Annotated in this window: 17 protein-coding genes; 10 read left to right on the top strand and 7 right to left on the bottom strand. The window is 37.5% G+C overall.

The annotated features are described in order from the left end of the window. Positions 1-242: 242 nt before the first annotated feature. Positions 243-1,223 (top strand): hypothetical protein, encoded by a 981-nt coding sequence (locus EL17_RS03455; protein WP_051719791.1) that lies wholly within the window; start codon positions 243-245, stop codon positions 1,221-1,223. On the opposite strand, the gene EL17_RS03450 is transcribed toward EL17_RS03455, so the two are convergent. The 3 genes from EL17_RS03450 to EL17_RS03440 all read right to left on the bottom strand — a co-directional run bounded on the left by EL17_RS03450 (position 1,213) and on the right by EL17_RS03440 (position 4,022). After that, the gene (locus EL17_RS03450) at positions 1,213-2,445 is read right to left on the bottom strand and encodes an ammonium transporter (protein ID WP_035070113.1); all 1,233 of its coding nucleotides are present in this window, start codon (positions 2,443-2,445) and stop codon (positions 1,213-1,215) included. The genes EL17_RS03455 and EL17_RS03450 overlap by 11 nt on opposite strands. 41 nt (positions 2,446-2,486) lie before the next feature. Continuing rightward, positions 2,487-2,825, bottom strand: coding sequence for a P-II family nitrogen regulator (locus tag EL17_RS03445; protein WP_035070111.1), 339 nt, complete (start codon positions 2,823-2,825; stop codon positions 2,487-2,489). 828 nt (positions 2,826-3,653) lie between these two features. Beyond that, entirely contained in the window at positions 3,654-4,022 is a 369-nt protein-coding gene (locus EL17_RS03440) for a hypothetical protein (RefSeq protein ID WP_164674939.1), read from the bottom strand. 674 nt (positions 4,023-4,696) lie between these two features. On the opposite strand from EL17_RS03440, the gene EL17_RS03435 reads away from it, so the two are divergent. From EL17_RS03435 to EL17_RS03425, 3 genes are all read left to right on the top strand, one after another. Continuing rightward, a complete protein-coding gene (locus tag EL17_RS03435) occupies positions 4,697-5,428 on the top strand; it encodes a LytR/AlgR family response regulator transcription factor (protein WP_035070231.1) in 732 nt (243 codons plus the stop codon). Next, positions 5,415-8,426 (top strand): histidine kinase, encoded by a 3,012-nt coding sequence (locus tag EL17_RS03430; protein WP_035070107.1) that lies wholly within the window; start codon positions 5,415-5,417, stop codon positions 8,424-8,426. The genes EL17_RS03435 and EL17_RS03430 overlap by 14 nt, the downstream gene beginning before the upstream one ends. Positions 8,427-8,638: 212 nt before the next feature. After that, positions 8,639-9,616: a glycoside hydrolase family 43 protein gene (locus EL17_RS03425; RefSeq protein ID WP_035070105.1), complete on the top strand. Its 978-nt coding sequence runs from the start codon at positions 8,639-8,641 to the stop codon at positions 9,614-9,616. Here EL17_RS03425 and EL17_RS03420 read toward each other — a convergent pair whose 3' ends face one another. Together EL17_RS03420 and EL17_RS03415 are read right to left on the bottom strand one after the other, a co-directional pair. After that, positions 9,617-10,984, bottom strand: coding sequence for a L,D-transpeptidase scaffold domain-containing protein (locus tag EL17_RS03420; protein ID WP_035070103.1), 1,368 nt, complete (start codon positions 10,982-10,984; stop codon positions 9,617-9,619). It lies immediately after the preceding gene. A gap of 145 nt (positions 10,985-11,129) precedes the next feature. Then, complete coding sequence (locus EL17_RS03415) at positions 11,130-12,260, bottom strand: exo-alpha-sialidase (protein ID WP_164674938.1); 1,131 nt, start codon at positions 12,258-12,260, stop codon at positions 11,130-11,132. Between the two features lie 1,079 nt (positions 12,261-13,339). On the opposite strand from EL17_RS03415, the gene EL17_RS22505 reads away from it, so the two are divergent. Genes EL17_RS22505 through EL17_RS03400 form a run of 3 tightly spaced genes read left to right on the top strand, consistent with a single transcriptional unit; the run spans position 13,340 to position 15,740 of the window. After that, a complete protein-coding gene (locus EL17_RS22505; RefSeq protein ID WP_164674937.1) occupies positions 13,340-13,912 on the top strand; it encodes a DUF4136 domain-containing protein in 573 nt (190 codons plus the stop codon). A 59-nt stretch (positions 13,913-13,971) separates the two neighbouring features. Next, positions 13,972-14,799 (top strand): SDR family NAD(P)-dependent oxidoreductase, encoded by an 828-nt coding sequence (locus EL17_RS03405; RefSeq protein WP_035070101.1) that lies wholly within the window; start codon positions 13,972-13,974, stop codon positions 14,797-14,799. Next, positions 14,796-15,740 carry an NAD-dependent epimerase/dehydratase family protein gene (locus tag EL17_RS03400; RefSeq protein WP_035070099.1) on the top strand — a complete coding sequence of 315 codons (945 nt, stop codon included), beginning with the start codon at positions 14,796-14,798 and terminating at the stop codon, positions 15,738-15,740. The genes EL17_RS03405 and EL17_RS03400 overlap by 4 nt, the downstream gene beginning before the upstream one ends. Positions 15,741-16,110: 370 nt before the next feature. Here the strand turns inward: EL17_RS03400 and EL17_RS03395 are convergent, their stop codons facing one another. Both EL17_RS03395 and EL17_RS03390 read right to left on the bottom strand, forming a co-directional pair. After that, a complete protein-coding gene (locus tag EL17_RS03395; protein WP_035070097.1) occupies positions 16,111-16,827 on the bottom strand; it encodes an FAD-binding oxidoreductase in 717 nt (238 codons plus the stop codon). Between the two features lie 77 nt (positions 16,828-16,904). Then, positions 16,905-17,762 (bottom strand): AraC family transcriptional regulator, encoded by an 858-nt coding sequence (locus tag EL17_RS03390; protein WP_035070095.1) that lies wholly within the window; start codon positions 17,760-17,762, stop codon positions 16,905-16,907. A gap of 411 nt (positions 17,763-18,173) precedes the next feature. Between EL17_RS03390 and EL17_RS03385 the strand changes: the two genes are divergently transcribed. From EL17_RS03385 to EL17_RS03375, 3 genes are all read left to right on the top strand, one after another. Next, on the top strand, positions 18,174-19,685 hold the full coding sequence (locus tag EL17_RS03385) for a BCCT family transporter (protein WP_051719787.1): 1,512 nt from the start codon (positions 18,174-18,176) through the stop codon (positions 19,683-19,685). A gap of 457 nt (positions 19,686-20,142) precedes the next feature. Further along, positions 20,143-21,600: a glycosyltransferase gene (locus tag EL17_RS03380; protein ID WP_035070093.1), complete on the top strand. Its 1,458-nt coding sequence runs from the start codon at positions 20,143-20,145 to the stop codon at positions 21,598-21,600. A gap of 321 nt (positions 21,601-21,921) precedes the next feature. After that, positions 21,922-22,992, top strand: a complete 1,071-nt coding sequence (locus EL17_RS03375) for a glycosyltransferase family 4 protein (RefSeq protein ID WP_035070091.1) — start codon at positions 21,922-21,924, stop codon at positions 22,990-22,992.

Raw genomic sequence — 22,992 nt, 5'->3', positions numbered from 1 at the left:
TAAGATTATACGCTTTATATTGTATATAAAACAAAGCGGATTCTTGGCCAAAGTGTTTAAATAAGAATCTATATAAGTATCTTAAGACAGTCTTACATTTGTAAAGTAATGGAAGAATATCATATATATTCATTCATATAAACCTGATGAATGTTTGTGCCGAAACAGGTATTTGAGGGTAACATAATCGTATATCTTCTCCTGATGTATATGGGTTTATTACATTGCATTACTTCTGATTTATGAATATCAAGGTAAATAGATATAATGATACATACAGCGCCAAATGGAACAGATTTATAATGCAGTCTGCCAATGGGACCTTTATGCACCTCAGGGATTATATGGATTACCACAAGCATCTTTTTACTGATCATTCCTTAATGATACATGTCGATCATGAGTTGGTAGCGGTCCTACCAGCCCATGAAAAATGGGACACTCTTTTATCTCATGATGGGTTGACATATGGAGGCATTATTTTTTGTTCCAAATTATCAAGGGATAAAATCAAACAAGTAATCAAGGCTGTATGTCATTATGCTCATACATATGGTTTTGTTTGGTTACAGATACGGCCGGTACCTGATTTCTATATGAACATGGGGGAGGACGTGTTATGGCATTTGACTAAAGAGTGTAAAATAGATGTGAGGCGAGCGTATACTTCTGTGATTACACTGCCAATGAATGTAGCTACATGGAGCCACGGTAGGAGATGGGGCCTAAAAAAGGCACAGAAGGCGGAATTGAAAATAGAAGAAACCCAATCTTTTGAGCTTTATTGGAAAGAAGTGCTGATACCAAATCTGATGATTGAACATAATTCTTGTCCAGTTCATAGTTTAGAGGAAATATCACATTTGAGTAAACAAAATCCAGGTCATATCAGACAATTTAATATATATCATTCAAATGAACTACTGGCAGGCATTACCATATTCGAAACTCCCCAGGTAGTTAAAACACAATACATAGCGGCTACCCCTAAAGGCAAAAAACTACATGCTCTAGATCTTTTGTTATACCATCTGGGAACAGTGGTATTCCATCAAAAGAAATTTATGGATATGGGTACTTCCTATACTGGTTTTCAAAGTCAAAAATTGAATAAGGGGCTTTTATATTGGAAAGAAAGCTTAGGTGCCCTGTCTATGATACAGCGCACCTATAGGATAAAGCTTTCTCTAAATCTTAAAATGGTCAAAGAATCTAATTTTTAGAGGCAAAATCCGGGTATGCCTGCATGCTATGTTCATGTACATCTAATCCTTCCACTTCTTCTTTGGCATGTACCCTTATACCACCTGTTATTTTCATGGTATATAGCGTGCCGAAACTAAAGGCAAGACAGAACACACCTACCGCTCCGATGCCGATCAACTGGCTGTATACCTGTTGCAGGCCTGCCAAATCCCCAAAAATCCCTACTGCTAGTGTTCCCCATATGCCACATACCAAATGCACGGATATAGCTCCTACCGGATCATCTATTTTAATTCTATCAAAAAAGACTACGGCTATTACGACCAATGCACCACCAACTATGCCTATGATAATAGCATCGATGGGGCCCATAACATCTGCCCCGGCTGTGATGCCTACCAGTCCTGCCAGTATTCCATTGAGTACCATAGTAATATCGAAGGTCTTTGTCACCAGATAGGCTGCTACCAATGCTCCCATAGATCCGGCTGCTCCTGCCAGTGCGGTAGTCACAAATACGCGTGATACCTGACCTGGATCAGCAGAAAGTACAGACCCTCCGTTAAAACCAAACCATCCAAACCATAATAAAAATACACCTATGACAGCCATAGGTATATTGTGCCCGGGTATTGGCCGGATACCTTCTTTGGTATATTTCCCGATACGAGGCCCTAATAAAAACGCTCCTACCAATGCTCCCCATCCACCTACGGAATGGACTATAGTGGACCCGGCAAAATCATAAAATGGTGTATCCATCGCATCCAAAAAACCACCTCCCCATTTCCACATGCCTACTATGGGATAGCATATCCCTACATAGAGTAATGAAAACACGATAAAACTACCCAGTTTGATGCGTTCAGCTACTGCTCCTGACACTATAGTCGCTGCTGTGGCGGCAAACATGGCCTGGAACACAAAGTCGGTATAGAAAGTGTATCCGACGTTATATAGTGAAGTGTTCCAGTTTTCGGGTAAACTGATGCCTATGCCTGAAAGTCCTATGAAAGCTCCGCTATAGTTCTCTCCGGGATACATAAGATTAAACCCGATCAAAGCATAAGTTAATATGCCAAGTCCTGGTATGATTGTGTTTTTAAAAAGAATGTTTATAGTGTTTTTTGATCTAGTAAGCCCCGCTTCTAAAGAAGCAAATCCTAAATGCATGATAAAGACTAAAATTGTAGCCACCATCATCCATAAATTATTGATTGTAAATAATTCCTGTTCCATATTAATAGGTTTAATTAATTTTTGAGTTTCTCGGCGATCTGTTATAGCGCTGCCTCTCCTCTGTCTTGATTTCTGATTCTGTAGGCTTCTTCAATATTGGATATAAAAATTTTACCATCTCCTATTTCTCCTGTGGCAGATTGATCCATGATGCATTTGACAACGGGATCCACCTGATGGTCCATTACTACCATTTCCAATTTGGTACGGGGTATAAATACGGGGCTGAAAGAGGCCCCTCTGTATGATTGTTCCTTAGCATGCTCCAGTCCGATACCCTTTACCTCATAAAAGGTCAGAAACCGTACATCCAGTGCTGCTATACATTCATGCACTTTCTCAAATTTAGATGTTCGAATCAATGCTTCAATTTTTTTCATACTACACAAAATAATAAGTCTATATGTTTCTGTTTATTCATTGTTAAATGTACAAAAGAAGGTTATAAAAAAAACTATGTATTTGATTTTTTTTGAAAAATCATTTGAATATGGTGTAAAATTGATCTCTTTTATTGTAAAAAATTGCATTTTATACACTAATTGGTTTTGTTTTTATGTTTATTACATGAGTTAAAGATCTGTTGTAATAATTGTTTTGGGAGTACTATTATGGTTTTGTTTATATATAATATAGAAGGATTAATGTAGGCGGAGGAGGGATGTTTGTAAATATAAATTAGTAGGGAGTAGGTTGATTTTCGTATTGTTGGAAGAATTTGAGATTAAATCCAAATATATGTTTTTGAATACTCGGTATATTGCAAATTCCTTAATGGGATGAGTCAGGTAAATATATGTACATGCCCACAGAATCAGTATTTAAACCGGTATATGATGTCCGCTGCTGTCTCTGAGCCTTTATAAAAATTTGATCAAAATCTATCAGTCATAAAGCGGTTCAAGAATATCATATATGGATAACCGTTTGGGTTTAACCTTCAAAAAAGAGTGAATGGGAGGAGGCAGGCGTGGTCCTATGTTTTTTGGTACTTCTTATGTTCATATATATAGGATGAATCAATATGAATAACAATCATGGCTGGGCTTATGGTAGTAATAAACATTCAATACCTGGTATATTAAGTGCGTCTTTTGTGCTGCCTGAATTATATTGGTTGATGAAGCCATATAAAAAAGAAAAAGGCACCATTTACATGCGCCTTTATTCTTTCGGATAGGAATGGGTTTATTTTGACTAGGGCCTATCTAGTAAATATCTAAAATGTGGTATGTAAGGTCCTTATGCGTGAATTTTTCACCTTTTTTCTTACTTCGCATGCTTTTAAATAAAGGGCATTGGTTGGAAATGGCAATATATTTTTCTCCCTCCATGTCCAGTCTCTGAAGATCGCTACAAACAAAAAATGTATTTCTATGCGTTACCACTATGGCTCCCAAGCCTGCTTTTTCATGTTTTTCTTGGTGGGTCTTAAGAAGGTATTTCAATACCCTCATTTCCTTAACCGCATAATCCAGATCCTGCTCCAATGCTTGGATCTCCAAATGCGCCACCGCTGCCGATAGGAGCGATGCGCCACTTCCTGAATCTTTTTTTGCTATACGATCCTTTTGCATGGCATCCATCATTTTGTCTTTTACACATTGAGTGTATGAATGGAGATTTTTAATGCAGGTTTCGAGCAATCTTTTCTTTGAGTCGATTTTTCTTACAGCAGTGATCATTTAACTAAGTTACGTAAATAAAATTAAACTTAATATTGATTTCAAACATAATATTAATGATTTATATCATAATTTCAATTTTTTTTGTTCAAAATTCTATAAAATTATTTAAAAATAAACTAATAGAGGTAAAAAAATAAAAAATGAGGGAGTATTAGATGTGATTTATAGGTTTATCAATATCAATTAAATTTTTAAATCAACATCCAAATCAATTGTGTTTTGCCTTTTTTGCCAAAGGATCTTATTTACTAGTGCTATAATTTATTTTAAAATGAAATCCCTTTTTAGATCTGGGTGTTGTGGTCAATCCCTGATTTTTATCATGCCTTAAAAATTATTAATGAAAATTTATCTCTCGTAATACGGCTATTTTATCTTTGATTGTCAAAGCCGGTTTATTAAGGGGTTTAAATAATATAATCAAATATTGGTATGATTTTATTATTTTTTAGTGATTGAGCGATCGCATATCCAAGGAAGCTTTTAATAAATTTTGACTTTAGCGGGAAATGTCTACTTTGGATGTAGTTTTCAAAATGATAGACCCTATTTTTTCCGGTTGTATGATAAAAGTGATTATAATAGATGACGAGAGCCATGCTCAAGATGCTTTAGAGATGATCTTGCAGCAATATTTTCCCCACAAATTTGATGTATTGGCAAAGTGTAACGGCGTGGATGAAGGCATATCACAGATCATACAGCACGGGCCTGATCTTATTTTTTTGGATATTCAAATGCCTCAAAAAAACGGGTTTTCCTTATTTAATCAAATAAAAAACGTTGATTTTGAGGTGATATTTACAACTGCATATGATAGCTATGCCATACAGGCCATAAACCGCAATGCCCTGGGATATCTTTTAAAGCCTATAGACCCTGAAGATCTCATTGCCACTATAGGTAGATACGAGGAGCGGTTAGCTTCCGGCAGCGTCAATAAAAAACTTGACTTACTCATCAATAATTTGGAATCCCATGGCATGCAGGTTTTTTCTACAGATGAAGGGATGGAATTTGTCCATCATGATGATATTGTCTATTGCAAGGCAGATAATAACTATACCAAAATTTATTTTAAAGATGAATCCCAGTTACTGGTGTCTAAATTATTGAAGACAGTACATGAAAGGCTTCCTGCAAAACAATTCCATAGGATACATGATTCTATAGTTGTAAACATCAAATTTATTGCCCGATACGATAAAAAGAATTGTTTTCTGATTCTTAAGAATGGAGAAAAGCTCTCAGTTTCTATAAGGAAAAAAGCTAAACTGCTGAATGAATTTTATTAGGTGTTTTTTATTTTTTATCCTGATTTACGGTAATTTTTTATCTTTAAAAGGTCAGCAGTATCCCTCCAAACATTTCACTACTCTGGAAGGTCTGCCCAATAATGCTATACGCTCTTTATTAGTTGATTCCAGGGGGCTGTTATGGATAGGGACTGAAAATGGACTTTCGGTGATGGAAAATGGGCATTTTACCAACTTCAACGAATCTGACGGATTGGCTTTTAACAGTTGCTGGGCCATAGCAGAAGACGAGATAGGGCATATGTGGTTTGGAAGTTACGGAGGTGGTGTCACCATGTTTGACGGAGAGAAATTTGAGGTCCTATCCCAAAAGGACGGTTTGATTAATGATAGGATTCACCATCTATTTAGTCACCAGGACAAAATATATGTGGGTACCTCAAACGGACTTTCTGTAATTGACATAAGAACATTACAGATTGTAAACGTTCCGGAGAGTCAGTCAGACCATCTACAGAATTTTATATCTGGATTTTTTGTCCAAGGGGATACACTTCATTATACCACTTTCGGTAATGGTACATATAGGATTATTTATATGGATCAGCAGCCTGTCCCTATAATTGAAAAAATCCATTCGCATCATTTGATTTATTCCATTGGTCAGTTTGGGGATACGATATTTTCCAGCAATAAAGGTAATACGGATAGATTCTCTCTTCATGATTTTGCTTCTAAAGCCATTCACGGTGATAAAATGGGGCATTCTATAAATTGGAGTTATGTCAAAGATAAAAATAAGACCTTATATGTAGGGGCGTGGGGCATATATACCAAAGATGGGGGTATATATAAAATAGAAAATGACAATATGGTAAATATGGATCAAGCTTTTGGCGTAAGTTCTAAAAAGATATTGGCAGTGGCATACGATAAAGAAAGGAATGTTTTATATGCAGGTTCGAATGACCTGGGGCTCTATAGTATTAGATTGGATCCGAGTATATTATATTATCCATTTGAAGATCGGGCCGTGCTGGCATTTGAAGAAAATGCCAATTTCCAGGTTATTCTGCATCATATGGGCATAACATTGGTAAATAAAAAATCAGGAGCTTTATTCAACATAAATCAAAAAACGTTTACTGATTCAAAAGATAATTATGTAAAAAGACATCAAAATGTACTTCCTAAACATGAAGATGGTTTTTTTGAACTGGATTTTAATATAGTGTCCAGTGATATGGAATTTTATGAGCTGCATGCTCAGGGTGACCATTTTTGGGTCAATACCAATATTGGTATCTATGAATTCAACGACAAAGGTGCAATTTTAAATTACCTTCCCGTCCATAGTTATTGTATGGGCTTCACACCGGAAGGGAAACTTCTAGAATCCAACCCGTATGGAGGCGTCAGGATATTTGATGACGTATCAGCCATGAAATTTACGACATATAGTGATCAGGATCCTCACACACCTGTTCAGCTTTCTAAAATAGGGCGTGCCGACCATGCACTTTACTTTTCATCCGTTTTCCATGGCCTATATAAATATGATAAAGGGGAGTTTACCTCCATGCTCCGAGATAATATGTGGATGGAAGAAAAGCTTAAGCGGCTGCATTATACCGAGAAGGGCCAATTGATTATAGCCTCTGAATTTGGGGAAGTATATATGGCGGCATTGGAACCGAGTTTTAAAATAGTCCAAAAAATTGACCGTTCAGAAATAATAGGTAACAATATTTTATTTTTAGAATCTTATAAGGAAAATCTGATAATTGGAACGGAAAGGGGGCTTACGGTCTATAATGATGGTCAAATAAGGTTTGTGGATCAGGAACAGGGTTTGCTTAACAGGCTGTTTACCTCTGCCAAGGTAATGGGAGATGATTTATATTTAGGTACCAGTAAAGGGTATTATATTATTAAGCTGAATGAACTTCTGGATATCAAAGAATACTCTGTACGGTTAGCGCTAACGGAAGTAAACATCAATCATCAGCCTTCCTCTGCCTTAGATTATTCTTGGTTTGCCTATGAAGGTCCATCTTTGGAACTTCCCTATGACCAAAACACTTTGCTGATAGCATTTAAATCTGTAGGACATCCTTTTCCCGAAAAGTTGGCATATAGGTATAGGCTTCACCCGGATGCTGAGTGGAGCTCTTACCGTCAGGAAACTAGGATTGAACTGCCATACCTTCCCTATGGCACGTATGCCTTGGAGGTAGAGGCGTATGACAGACATACAGGTGTAGCCGGCATTTATCCTTTGATAGATTTCACCATACACCCTCCGATGTTTCTCAGGTCATGGTTTATCATCACTTTAATAGTATTGTTTTTGATTAATATATGGGCCTTATATATTTATAGAATAAGGTTGCTTAAAAATAGGGAGAAAAAGAAAGCTGATATTGAGAGAAGGCTGGCTGAAATAAAACTCGAGGCGCTTTGCAGCCAGATGAATCCACACTTTACTTTTAATGCCATAAATTCTGTTCAGTATTATATCCTGAAAAATGATACAGCAAAAGCCGTGGCTTATCTGGGCAAATTTTCTAAACTGATCCGAACTACCCTCGACCTGAGTTCCAAACAGCGGATCTCACTCTATGAAGAAATATCTTATCTCCAGTCCTATGTGTCTATAGAGAATAGCCGTATAGAGAATAGAGTTGCTTTCTGTTTAGAAGTGGACAGCAGCATAGATCAGAAATTTACGTTTTTGCCCCCGATGCTAATACAGCCTTTTATAGAAAATGTATTTGTACATGCTTTTGACTCACATCACACCGATCCTCAGCTACATCTAATTTTCTCTCAAGATGGTGAAGGAAAACTACATTGTATGGTTAAAGACAATGGTATGGGAATCAATCCAGCCAGGGTAAACAAATTTCGGGAATCCAAAGGCATCAAACTAGTACGGGAAAGGGTACAGCTTCTCAAAGGATCTGAGGCAAACCAGTTGATCATTGATTCTAAGCTGGGCATTGGGACAAATATATCCCTATACCTCGTCCTGTAAACCTACACGAATACACCTGCTTGACGTTATTATTGATATTAATAAATTAACCCATCATGTTATTAGAGATCAAAATATGATTGTGCCATTGTTTGGACATATATTTTTGCTTTGGTCTTTAACTATAAGTAAAATCGCTGTATTTTTAAGTCGCCTATTGGTATATTAGCATTCTTAGAGTTTAAAAAAAATATATATTAGTAAAAGATATTATGAAAATACGCATCCTACTTCTATTGCTTTCTGCAGGGCTTATTTCTTCCAATTGCCCATCAGAATCTAATCAATATGCCGGAAATCCAGTAATAGATGGCTGGTATGCTGATCCTGAGGGAATAGTTTATGGCAACAATTACTGGATTTTTCCAACTTATTCAGATGCATATCATAAGCAGGTGTTTATGGATGCGTTCTCATCTCCCGATCTGATAAACTGGACAAAGCATGAAAGGGTTATTGATACAGCAGAAGTGGCTTGGGCAGATAGTGCCATGTGGGCACCTTCGGTTATCGAAAATAAGGGCAAATATTATTTGTTTTTTGGGGCTAACGATGTGCACGAGGGGCAAATCGGCGGAATTGGCGTTTCAGTAGCAGACGAACCTCAAGGTCCATACCGGGATGTATTGGGCAAGCCTCTCATTAATGAGATAGTCAATGGTGCGCAGCCTATCGACCAGTTTGTATTTAGAGACGATGATGGATCACATTACATGTATTATGGTGGCTGGGGCCATTGCAATATGGTAAAGCTTAATCAGGATTTTACAGCCTTGGAGCCTTTCAGTGATGGCACTCTTTATAAAGAAGTTACTCCCAAGGATTATGTCGAAGGTCCATTTATGTTTATCAGAGATGGAAAATATTATTTTATGTGGTCAGAAGGAGGATGGGGAGGGCCACATTACCGGGTGGCTTATGCCATATCAGACAGCCCGTTTGGACCATTTGAAAGGGAAGGAACTATTTTGGCTCAAGATCCTGAAATAGCTACGGGTGCAGGACATCATTCAGTTATGAAGGTTCCTGGGGCGGACGAGTATTACATTGTTTACCATAGAAGACCTCTTGAAGAAACCCATCATAATCATCGGGTCACCTGTATAGATAAGTTGGAATTTGACGATAATGGAAAGATTAAACCTGTAAAGATGACTTTTACAGGTGTGGAGGCTAGGCCTATTCTGTAATTATCTTATTCGTTGAAGATTGTAATTGCCTTTATCCCAATCGACCATATCATCAAAAAAGGTTAATAAAGGTAGATCCTTCCCATATATATCTGTAAATATTTGATTGCCGTCAGCAGTAAAATACCTGGTGTATATTTGGATGGGTTGCATGACTTCTACCTCAGTATAAGATGATTTGGAGTCAAACAATTCTTGGAGCTGGGAAAGATGTACATTGTTATCGTTTTTAACGAGATGGAATACGAGTTGTTCAGCTTTGTCTATTATAACACATCCACCGGTTAAGGCTCTGAAGTTGCGGATAAAAAGATGTTTAGCTTCAGAATCGTGAAGTAAAGTGACGCTATCCATTTCAAATCTTAACCTACCCATAAGTTTATGATTCACATCTTGCTTACTGATGGTATAGGGGAATGGTTCGTATTTGTAGTTTTCCCATATTATGTTGGAAGCATCAATTGATTTACCATCATCCATGACATCATAACCATTCCTGGATAGGTAGGTAGGGTCTTTGGTAAGGATGGGCAAAAGTTCAGATGAAAAAATTTCTTCTGAAACCAGGGTGGGATGGATGATGAATTTTTCGATTTGGCTATCCAATATAGGGGTTTGCATACGGGCTGACCCCACTATGGTTTTAGATGCCAATATCATTTTTCCATCCTCCCATACTTCCATCATATAAGATGGAATGTTTATCAAAATATGCCTGTCTCCAAAATCTTTACTTTCCCATCTCCAGCGTTCCATGTTTAAAGCTATTGTCTGGATTTCTGTTTTGAGGGCTTCACTGCCTATTGTAGACCAAAGCGTATTTTTATTGTTTAATATTTCATGAAGCTTAGCTTTTAAGTGATGATACTGGACATGGCTGGGCTCTTGGTTATCAAGTACGTTCTTTATGGAAGGACTATTGAGTGCCTGATCCAATATGGATATGTCCATACGTGTCTTCCCGGCTTTTTTGATGGTTAATTTTTCATTATCCATTTGTCCAGCTCTTAAGTGATGGGCAAAGGTAAAAAAGCTGTCGGTCAGTAGGGATTCTATTTCCCAGGCGTGAGAACCTAAAACTTGTTTTTCTTTTAATTCCATCAACTCTAATAAGTGGTAATGCTTTGCTTGTAGGCCATAGTAGTGCGCATTGCTAAGGATGTGTATAAATGAATATGCTTTTACCGAAAATTTACCTTCTTTAGTCCATGCAGGTTCATAATTTCTGGACTTGTAAAAATCCTGTACCAATTCCGGTGAGTGGAGTATACATGTATCAAAAAGTAAAGTGTCCTGATGCGCAAATATGGGGCTGGAAAATAATAACAAGATAAATGTTGGCAATATCATTTTGTAGCGCTTTCCCATACCCAATTTAAATTAAAATGAATGACTTTAATGATTAAATTAATATAATCAATATAAACAATAAATACAATAAAGCTATAGATTGTTTTATAAAAAAATGATTTAGTCCTATAAAAGAGAGTCAGGTTTTAAGTTTGGGATTTTTTTAGAAATCTTTCAAAATAGCTGTTTTGATCTGGGGGTAAGCTTCATTACTGTCAGTCCAAGCTAATATAAGATGACCGTTGTTTACCGTAAGTTGGGGAAAGCCACTTGATCTATTGTCAGATGATTTCGCTACAGTAATAACAGGTCCTAAAGAATGGTCCTTCTTCACCTTCCTGGCTAAAATGAGCGGGCCTTCCATCCAGGTTACTACAGCCATATCTGTATCGAGCATGGCGATGTCTACTCTTCCTATGGTATGACCTTCATTGATCAGGATAGGATGTCCAAATGTGGCGCCGCCGTCTTCTGAGAATATAACTTTAACTTCTGCTTTGCCCTGGGCTTCTGTAAACCAAGCAATGGCTAGATGATTTCCTGTTGCAGCAGCCCTCGGCCCATTGACCGGGCATCCTTTTATCATCCAATTGTCGTCGTAAATTGGTTTTGGCTTGGTCCATTGACCATTGACCAGCCTGATGATGTTGATATTCCTTATTTCGGTAATTGATCTGCCTCTATATACCACTATTGGTCCGTTATCTGTTATTGCAGATGTAGTCTGACAGCAGTCACACACCCTTTGGTCTAGTTCCCATTCATGTAACTTGTTGCCCTTGATATCTGTAATCGCACCTCTTAGAGACATAGGACCATGTTCTCCATGTACTTGCGTGTGACCGTGATGGGTTTCTTCGGCAGTGTTTCTTCCGTCAAGCCATGCTATAAAAACATTTTCATCGTAAGGTTGCAGGGAAACAAAACCATGCTCTACTTTTTTGGCGTCGTCATGTAATATTTTGGCTTCATCCCAATTCATGCCTTCAGTAGAAGTGGTCACCATGATGTCATAGGAAAAGGTAGATGGGCCACTTTTTTCTAAATAAAAAGAAAGCATATTGCCTTTAGGTAGTGCCACCAGTTGGGGATAGTCTGCCCAGTTTACAAACCAATTATTACCTGTAGCAATAGTGACTGGAGATGCCCATCCGTCTTCCTGCAATATGGTATACCTGAGCCGGTGAGTGTTATTTTCTGTTTCTCTAAATGATAAAAAGGTTTTTCCTTGGTAGGTAAGGAGGTACGGCTCTCCATATTGGATTCCTTCTTCCGTGAAAAAATTTATAGCCATAGGTAGCTGGTTTGATAATCCATCTATAGCTTTTCCAGGATTCTTATTACAGCCACATAAAAGTAGAAGTAAATAAACTGTTAGAGTGTAAGGTAATCGCATAGGGGTGATATTTATTTCTTCTCAATATAATTATCCTATTAGTGTGCCTAAGATAATACCTTTTACAAAGATTATTGCATGTTGGGTAGAGTATGGGAAATGAAAAAAAGCACATCGCATTAACATGGATTGATACTGATCGATAACGTAAGAGCCATTACCTTTGCCAGGGAATAGTAAGCTTATTGTTTTCTAATTATGATATTCGGACCGGCTTTTTGAGCCTTATATCCTATATTGCTAGTAAAGGGTAAGCTGATTTAAGCATTAAAAATAATATTATACAGTTGCTTATCGTGTGGTGATGGTTGGAGATGTATTCAACTTTGGTCCACTTTGAAATGCCTATGTCAAGGCAGTATATTGCTCAGCCCGGTCGCTGTAAGTTTATAGTTATTTTTAACCCTATTCATTTCCATATGAAGTAAATGATGGAGATTTACTATTTTATTTAAAAGTAATCTATAAAAGGCGTCGTTTAATGGGGTTGGTAAAGTAATTTATTTCTCCAATAAGTCATTATTCGTCTAGTATAAGTATTTTTTAGCTGGGTCCAAAATTATTTAATTCACGTATTAACAGGACAAGTGTTTCATTATCAAACCTTAAATAATGCACTTGGCTTTCAAAAATTTTTTTGCTTCAAATAATTATATTTATTAACATAATACTTACATATATTTTTAAGAAAACGTTTGCGGGTTAATTTATTAATTCATATGTTTACATCTCCAAATATATCAGCTTTGAAGGTATTTATGTAATAAATGCTTAATATAAAGAACTTAAGTCCTCGGGTTGTACAGCGCGTCAGATCGACGCTCAGTACCATCCGAGGCACAAATTAATTTTTTTGAACTCTTACGTTTTTGGCGAGTTTCTATTTAGTATCGTTAATAAGCGCTTTTATAAGTGAGAAAGGGCACGTTTTATGTGAGTTTTCACTCATTATTTTAATGAGTTTTATCCCCCTTGATATGAAAATACTAAAGACATCCTTATTAATGGTGGTGATTGCCTTAGGTACAGGTTGTAGGACTACTTCTGTTACGGTGGTAGAAGATGATAACCGAAAATTCAGCCTAAACCATTATCAAAGTTATGATTTTGTCGAAACCCGGACGGATGGTGTTTTTAGTAGCGAAGACAACATGAGCATAAGCCTTATAAAAGATGAAATAGTACAGCGTATGGAGGAACGGGGCGTGAGAAGAGATACAGTTAGCCCTGAACTAAAGATTAATCTAGGCGTTCAGGTCGAAGAAAGGACGCAGACCAGACAGACTGGGTTAGTGACTGATCCAGGGACATTTACCTACATTGGGCAGAGAAGGTATGCCTGGCGCAGCGAAACGGTAGAAACGGGTCGTTATAGGCATGGAACAGCCACGCTACATTTAATAGATGTCCATAGGGATGAGGCTGTCTGGGTAGGGATCGTTGAGAAAATTTTGCCCAGAAGGGAAGAAAGGCTAAGAGCTACCATAAGAAATGGCGTAGAAAAAACTTTCGAAAAAATAGATGAATATAACGTACAAAGCACTTATTAATTAAAACGAAAAAAATGTATTGACATTTTTGATTATAAATAGTATCCATTTTTAAAAACATGAAGTATAAAAATTATTCTAACAAATATATAATTATCACTGGAGCAAGTTTAGGGTTGGGTAAGGCATTGGCAAAGAGATTTGCCTTGGAGGGATGCAACTTAATCTTGCTTTCTCTTCCGGGAGAAGGACTGGCGAATTATAGCAGAATGCTGGCCAATGAATATGGTGTCAAAATCCTTCATTTTGAAACTGACTTGTGTAAGGGGGAAAATATAAAAGAATTTGCCGATTGGGTATTAAATCAAAAAGTACAGATAGCAGGCTTGGTAAACAATGCAGGTCTGGGAGGAAGTGCCTTGTTTGAGCAGACCTCTATATCACTTATAGATACCATGCTATTGGTCAACGTGAGGGCCTTGACTTTATTGACCAGGTATTTTCTGCCCGCTCTAAAAGCACAAGAGCATTCATTTATTTTGAATGTATCCAGCATAGCCGCTTTTAAGCCAATGCCATTCAAAATGGTCTATCCAGCCAGTAAAGCTTTTGTCTATTCGTTCTCTGTAGGTTTAGGTGAAGAATTAAAAGATACAGGTGTACACGTAGCCGTCATGCACCCTGGGCCTATGAATACATCTGAAGATAATGAGGCCAGAATAGGTAAGCATGGGTTCATGGGAAAAGGTGCCTGGCTGACCGTAGATGATGTAGCTGATATAGGGGTGAGCAAAATGTTAGCCGGTGACAAGGTTATCATTCCTGGAGTTTATAATAAAGTTATAATTCGGTTGTTGAAATTCATTCCCAGGATTTTTGCTATGCCTATGATTTATAAGGTACTGAGTAAGGAAGTTTTTTCTGAAAGTGAAAGACAAAGCATATGAGAGTCTTAGTAACCGGAGCCAGTGGTCTTCTCGGTGCCAATGTGGTGGAATGGATGCTCAGTCAGGGATATGAAGTGAACGCGCTACTTCGCCGGACTAGTGATACACGGGGATTGACAGGTTTGTCACCGATCATTCATTTCGGTGATTTAGAAGACAAAAACTCTATTTTTAAAGCAGCCAAAGGTTGTCAAGCGATCATCCATTGTGCAGCCAATACCAAACAGTGGGGAAGTAGCCGGGAAGAGCATGACCGGATTAACCTTCACGGAACCATGAATATAATAGCCGCAGCGGGAAAAGCACGAGTGGAGAAAGTGGTAATGGTAAGTACTGCCAATACTTTCCCTATTTTAAACGATCCCACGCTTAGCCTGGATACCGAATACGTTCAGAGTAAACTTGCCGCCGAAAAATATGTATTGGAACAGCAGGTGGTCAAGTGTGTGGTAGTAAATCCTTCCTTCATGATAGGTCCCCGCGACAGCAAGCCATCCTCTGGCCAATCAATCCTTCATTATCTGCGTAATAAAATAGTCTTTACTCCTTCAGGAGGTAAAAGTTTCATACATGTAAGAGATGTAGCGGAAGCTATTCAGAAGGTGCTGGAATTGCCGGTGTATGGTAAAAGATACCTTTTGGCTAACGATAATAAATCATATCAAAGTTTTTTTAAAATAATAGCAAAAGTTACTAACCGTAATCACCTGATCATTCCTATTCCCTCCCCAGCCATTCAATTAGGCGGAGCATTGGGTTCTTTTTATAAGGCTGTTACCGGCAAATCCCCCCAGCTGAACAGCACCAATGCCTCTATAATTAATCACTGCCTTTATTATGATGGCTCAGCATCTTACCATGAGCTTAAAATATCGCCCCGTAAAATAGATGAAGCGGTACAAGAAGCCGTAGACTGGTTTGAGTCCCATCGGTATTTTTAATTGAAAAGAAATTTCTACTACCCCCCGGCAGGTAGAAAACTCGTTTTTTTGGTGCTAATGGAGAATATAGAAATATAGGGGATTCGATTACGTATAGATTTAATTGTTTATAAATTCAGTTATTTATAAGCCGTTTTTACCCAATATAGCTGCTTAAAAAGTGCTGGGTTAAAGAACTGCCCATCCATGAACATTTATACCAAAACTTAAAGATGGGTAGTGGAAAGAGATATACTTTATTACAATATCAGATTTTCTGGAAATCAACTTATTATCCTTACCTATTTGATAACCACTCTAAAATTGCATTTATCAGATATGGTACGTAATTAACCTTCATTGGAAGGGTGAGGTATGATTGATGTGGTCATTATAACCCTTTTTTCCCTTCAAGCCAATACCCGTGTAGATATACCTTGCCATTGGTCTGCTGTTTTATTACCTTTTTGAAAGTTTTGGCAGCGTTGACATTTCCAGTCAGTACAAAGTAAGCATCCTGCCATTCAGCCGATGTTATTATAGGCAGATGACTAACCCATCCTTGGTCTCTAAAATTCCCGTCTTTGGGGAATATGGTGCAATTCTGAAGGCCCAATAACGAGCATATATCCTTGTTTTCATTATCCATTTCAAAATAAAACTGGAATTGGTGCCCATTTTTCTTTAATACGCGATGAAATGAACAAGCAAGTCCCAAGGAAGTCTCGTCTCCAAAAAGGACAACTTTTTTTTTGGTTTTGTCATAATAATTTCGCTCCCCTCGGGGTTTGTTCAGATTGATGATATCACCAACTTTTAAATTGTCCATATACATGCATCCAACTCCTTGGCCATGTAAATGAACTATAAACTCTAGAATCTCATTCTCAATATCTACGTAAGATACCGTATATCTTCTCGCTTCGGTGTCACTCACCCTAAAGTCCATAAAGGCACCTACAGGAAAGCTAAGGTTATCAAAATCACCTTGAAAACGTATTTTCTTAATCGACTTCGATAAATATACAGTATCTACTACTTCCACTCTTGGCAGTTTGGACAGGAACATGTCCACAGTATCAAATAACCATTTAGGAGCACTTGGCATAACTTTGATTTTTATTTAAGTGCAAATATCATCACTCAGGTATATTCATGAAAGGACGAAATAGTGTAGGTATTGGATCAATCGCGGTTTTTATTTCGGAATTGCATCGCAGTATTACCTGTGATTTTGGTAAAAAGTCTTGAAAAGTAGGGGTAATCATCATATCCTAATTCAGAAGCAATTTCTTTTACTGATAAATCAGAGTGATAAAGCAGGCGTTTGGCTTCGAGTATTATGCGTTGTTGTATATGATGAGTAACCGAAAAACCTGTTACTTTTTTGATACATTCATTTAGATAGGATACCGAAATATGCATTTTAAGTGCATAATCAGAAGGACGTTTTAAATGGTGAAAATTTTGGTCCAATAATTTCACAAAAGATAACTCGATCCTTTCGTATCGTGTGAAATTTTCAGATGGTCTTATTTGTTTTAAATATAGGGAGATGATCATGCCTATCAAGGCATTGCAACTGTCTTTTAAGATAGAATGATGAAATTTCTCAGTGGTTCTCTCAAAAAGGTTTGAACATAAAGAGAAGGTCTGTTTTAAAATAGCTAAGTCTCCTTCTTTTACTGATAAAGGCCCAACCGGTGCCAGACTCTGCAATGTATTCTTATAGGCAGTATTCAGATTTTCCTGACTCATCAGCAAAATGTACATTTTTATCTTTTCGACTTTCAAAGCGCGGTGGACTTGGTTAGGTGTTAGGTATAAAATAGAAGGTTGGTCAATCAAATGTTTTTCAAAATCTATTTCTGTATGGGATATACCTTTTACCTGCAATACAAAAAAATGATAGTCGTGGCGATGGGAATGTCTGGTTTCTTCTTCTACCCTAAAATGATCCGAGGATATTTTAGCTATAGCTATACCACTGCCAAATTCTTTTGGGAATGATTTAACAGGAATAGAATTGTTATTTTCTGACATTCATATTACACTTTGATAGTCAAATATAAACATTGAAATCTTAATTTTAAATGTGGGCCTGTAGCGGAACAGAGAGTAAGCAGGAGGAAGGTAGCAGTATAAACTATTTTAAATAGGACAGTAGGTGGAAAATGGCGGATGTTTTAATTTAGTAGGTACCACGTTATGAGGTGATCTCGCTAAGAAAATAATAGGTAAACTGAAGGGCTTGGGGCATAAATATTATACTTCTTCTTTAGAGAATGTTTATAAGGTCCATTGGATAGAAAATTTCCTGCCTATTTTTATTACAATATGAAACCGTTTATGGGGTTATATTCAATCTCTTAAAAAACAAAAATTTTTCGTATAGGTTTTCCTGTGCGAAACATATATCTTTTGAAAAGTTTTTAAATTCCAATACAAACTAATTTGAGCACTTCCCGAAAACTATCTTTTAGTGCAAACCCTACTCTGGCAGCTTCCGGAAGCTTTTGCGTCATCTTTATGGCTTTAGGCGGATTGTTTCCTACGCATATGAGAAACTGGTTGGAGCTTAATACAGAGAGAAGCCTAAATCTTTTTGGTCATTACTACCTTTATCTTGGCTGTTTTATAGTGGCTTTGCTTCTGATCTTGGCAGTTTCTAAATGGGGAGGTATCAGATTGGGAGAGGGGAAGCCGGAATTTCCACTCTTTTCTTGGGTAGCCATGCTGTACAGTACCGGTATGGGGGCAGGACTGCTGCTTCGTGCGGTACAGGAGCCTGTGTATTTTTTTCAACATCCACCGGGCACTCCCGGTTATGAGCTGGAAGTATATGCTCTGCAATATACATTCTTTCATTGGGGATTGACACCTTGGGCATTTTATGGTATGTTTGGCCTGATCATCGCCTACAATCTGTATCTTAAAAAGGGGACCATACTGAGTTCTGCCATTTTACCGTATTCTTACCAAAAGCTTCGATGGGTGACTCCAATAGATACAGTGACGGTCATCAGTACCCTGCTGGGGGTGGTGGCTGCGGTAGGACTGGGAAGTAGACAGTTGACGGAAGGTTTTGCTTATATAATAGGAATTCCAAGTTTACCTGCTTATTATACCATATTGGTCGTGGTTTTAGTAGGGGGTATAGCTACCCTTTCTGCTTATTTGGGTGTAAGCAGGGGGATAAGGCTGCTTTCCAATTTTAACATTTCTTTAGCTCTTTTTCTGCTCTTTTTTAGCTTCTTTCAGGGGGATATGCAGTTAATCTTACAAAGGTTTGTTCATTCGCTTTATTACTATTTCCGAGATTTCATCCCTATGAGCCTAAATGTAGGAAAAAGTCAGGTACCCCTGCCTTTTCTCACTGAATGGACTTATTTTTATTGGGCTTTTTGGTTGGCATGGGCCCCGTTTACGGGAGTTTTTATAGCCAGAATATCTAGAGGCCGTACCATAAGGTCTATGATATTAGGAAGTCTTTTGATTCCTTCTATAGGCACTTTTTTCTGGTTTTCTGTTTTCGGTTCCGAGGCTTTTTTGATTCTCAAAGGAGTAGATCATCCCGAATCTCTTTTTGATTCTATATATACAGGGATTTTTAATTTTTTTGATTTTCTTCCATTTAGTGGAATGTCGCAGATTTTTGCATTTATACTTATTGGCACTTTCTTAATCACTTCCATAGATTCCGCTATTTATGTTTTGGGCATGTTTACAGATAATGGATCTCCTCAGCCCAGGAAGCCTCTTCGTATTTTCTGGGGAGTGGTACTGGTGCTGTTTACCAGCTCTTTGATAATGGTTGGAAAGGAGGAACTGCTCAGTTCGGTGAGTCAGATGCTTATACTTTTTGCTCTGCCATTCAGCTTTTTGTTTTTGGGCATGATCCTTTATATGCTATACTTTATCTGGGTAGCACCCATTAATCCATTCAATACGAAGCATCCAAAGTAAAGGTAGAAGAGGTTTAGTGCATAGTATCTTGCAAGGGTTTTCCTACCCTTCGGTTAAACTAATACCTTTACCTTCTACCGGATTATATGTTAGTATAGTCAATTTTCCTATAGGTATTAGGCGTTAATGATCTCAAAAAAAGGATGACTCTCATAAGGCACGGCCGTTTTCTTATAAAAAGTTCATTGCCTTATACCCTTCTTCAGCAAAATAGTTTTAGTGGATAAATTGATCCTGATGAGCAAGTCAAAAGGTTGGCAATGAAGCGGCTCTAAGGCTTATAAATTTAAACATTTAAATATATAGTAATAAAAAAAAAAGATAAAATAAGAAATTTATACCAATTCTAAAACCAAAGTAAACAATAGGAGTTAATATGACCATGTAGAATAAATGAATAAGCAGCCATGTCAGCCACTATATTTATTTTAGAATTAAAAATCTAACACTGTGTCATATGGAATCTATTTTTGGCATCAAATCCAGGATAAGTTTATTATTGCTATTTCCCATTATATTGGGCGTTTATTATATACCGGATTTGATTATTATGATTTTGGGTATTTCGGTGGTCATGACAGTTGTGCATATTGGCTATCAACTAAAGTGGGCATTGAGAAGGTATAAAAAGCCAACTTTTAAGACACTCACAGCCTACCCGATGATTTCTATTCACATACCCACCCATAACGAGCCCGCAGAGGTAGTGATCAGGACCATACAGTCTTGTCTACGAGTAGATTATCCTAATTATGAAATAATAGTTTTAGATAATAATACCACAGATGAAAAATTATGGAAACCAGTAGAGCAATTCTGTAAAAAGTATGCCTTGGTGAAATTCAGGCATTACGAAAAACTATCTGGGTTCAAAGCTGGTGCGCTAACCAAATGCTTGGAAATAACAGACCCTAAAGCCAAATATGCTTTTGTGGTAGATGCCGATTATCAATTGTACGCTGATAGTCTGAATAAGGCTGTTGGGGTGGCGCAGGGAGAAAATGCCTGTTTGGTACAGTTCCCCCAAAATTATACTAGTCAGGATACTATAGGTGGGATGAATGAAGAATATAACCATTATTTCAAAGCATTTGCCAGAGGTAGCAATAGATCTGAAAGTATGCTTTCTACAGGTACATTGTCACTTTACAGTATATCAGCCATACAGCAGGTAGGCGGATGGAAGACATTTTCGATCACAGAAGATGCTGAAATAGGGATCAAATTTCATGAACACCAACTTAAAACTTTTTACGCAGATATTCTTATCGGAAAAGGGATGCTACCCAATACCCTCAAGGATATGCGTATACAGCGCGAAAGATGGGCATTTGGAAATATCCAGTGTTTGCGCAACCTGATGTTTAAGAAGGAAGTTTCCATAGGAAAAAAAATAGATATAGGTATACAGTTAACAGCTTGGGTTAATTTTCTGGGTTTTTCCTTTCTTACCCTATTAAGCATACTGATGATTTTTCCATTTTTTAAAATCCAATCCTTTTATTCCATTCTTTATCTGGTGAGTATCAATATAGGTGTTTATATGATCGGAAAATTCTTTCTTTTCGGCTTTACCACCAGATTTTATAGTATGGTGCATTTTCAAACCTTTTTATTTCATATCAGTATGCTGGATGTCCATACATTTAGTTGGTGGGATAGTATGATAGGTTTGAAAAAACCGTTTAAAAGAACTAATAAGTTTCTTTCTGAAGGAGGAGATACGGTCTTTCCTATAGGTTTGGCACTGCTTATGACCCTAATGGGCATATGTTTGATAGTCAAAGGTATGCTTATCATGGGATATGTGTTCATTGTATTTGCCTCTATAAATTATATGGGATTAAATTTAATCACACTACAGTTTGTAAAAACCACCAATTATATATCTCAGCTAAACACTGTAAAACCATGAGGTGCAAAATAATTACTTTATTCATAGAGATAGACATTTCTGATAGTTTTCATGGGAGCTCTTACTGAACTCATCCAGCCTTACGGTACAGTAAGATTTATGGCCTTTGTAAAAATTATAAACACATAAGATCGAGCACTAGGAGGGTTTATGGAGTAAAACTCTGATAATTAGAAGTGCCATATTTGATTCTTTCTAGCCTTTAAATTATAAAATATAAACCGATGAAATCGAGCATAACCATAGCGTCACATACGCAGATGGAATGAATATCTATATTGTGAGATTACATCAGACCATTTAAAAATCAATTATATACAGATGAAGATCGCCATCATTGCTCATGCCAATTTCCCTATATCTGAGCCCTACGCTGGTGGGCTAGAGATGATAACCTATAATTTAGTCAAAAAGCTTCAGTCTGCTGGTCACGAGGTGGTGCTCTACGCGCATCCTGAATCAGCAGCCGATTTACCGATTAAAACTTTTATGGATATCGCACTTCCGGCTTTTCATGTTCCGTTTGATCAGGTGAACAAAAATCTTTTTGATCAGACCGCGGCCACATATTACAGTAGGGTGATGATGGACGTGCAGGCAGGTGGCTTTGACATCATACATAATCACTCTTTACATTATCTGCCAATTATACTTGGAGAACAATCTGCAGTACCTTTCATCACTACTTTTCATACACCTGTATTTCCTGAACTTGATTTTGCACTGAAAGCTATCAAAACCCCCCGTCAGTTTTTTACAACGGTGAGCAGATCTCTTGCCCAAACTTATAAGCATCTGATAAATGCCCAGGTGATCTATAATGGGATTTGCCTGAATGAGTGGACCTATAACAGTCATCCTGAAGAATATCTCTTCTGGTATGGCAGGATCTGCCCGGAAAAAGGTACACATTTGGCTATAGAGGCTGCAAAAATGACGGGTAAAAAAATTCTCATAGCAGGTCCTATCAGTAATTCTGAGTATTTTGATAAGGAAGTGAAGCACCTGTTGGATGACAATGCAGTCAGGTATATCGGGCATTTAAAACAGGCAGAAATAAATGAAGTGCTGCAAAGGGCCAAGGTCATGTTGTTTACCAGTACTTGGGATGAGCCATATGGGCTGACCTTAGCTGAATCACTGGCCTGTGGCACACCTGTGGTTTCCTGGAACAAAGGTGCTGCAAGTGAAATTCTAGATGATACCTGTGGGGTGATCATTCCTCCTTTTGATACTGATGCATTTGCCGCTGGCATCATTTCAGCTATGTCTTTAGATCGTAGACAATGCAGGGAAAGGGCGGAGAATTTTTGTGGTATTGAATCGATGGTAAGGAGGTACGAAGAATATTATAAAGGGGTAGCTGTTACGAAAACATTGATCATTAATTAA

Origin of the sequence: Anditalea andensis, assembly GCF_000714815.1 — a bacterium.
GTDB lineage: Bacteria > Bacteroidota > Bacteroidia > Cytophagales > Cyclobacteriaceae > Anditalea > Anditalea andensis.
This window is presented reverse-complemented; position numbering and strand designations above follow the sequence as displayed.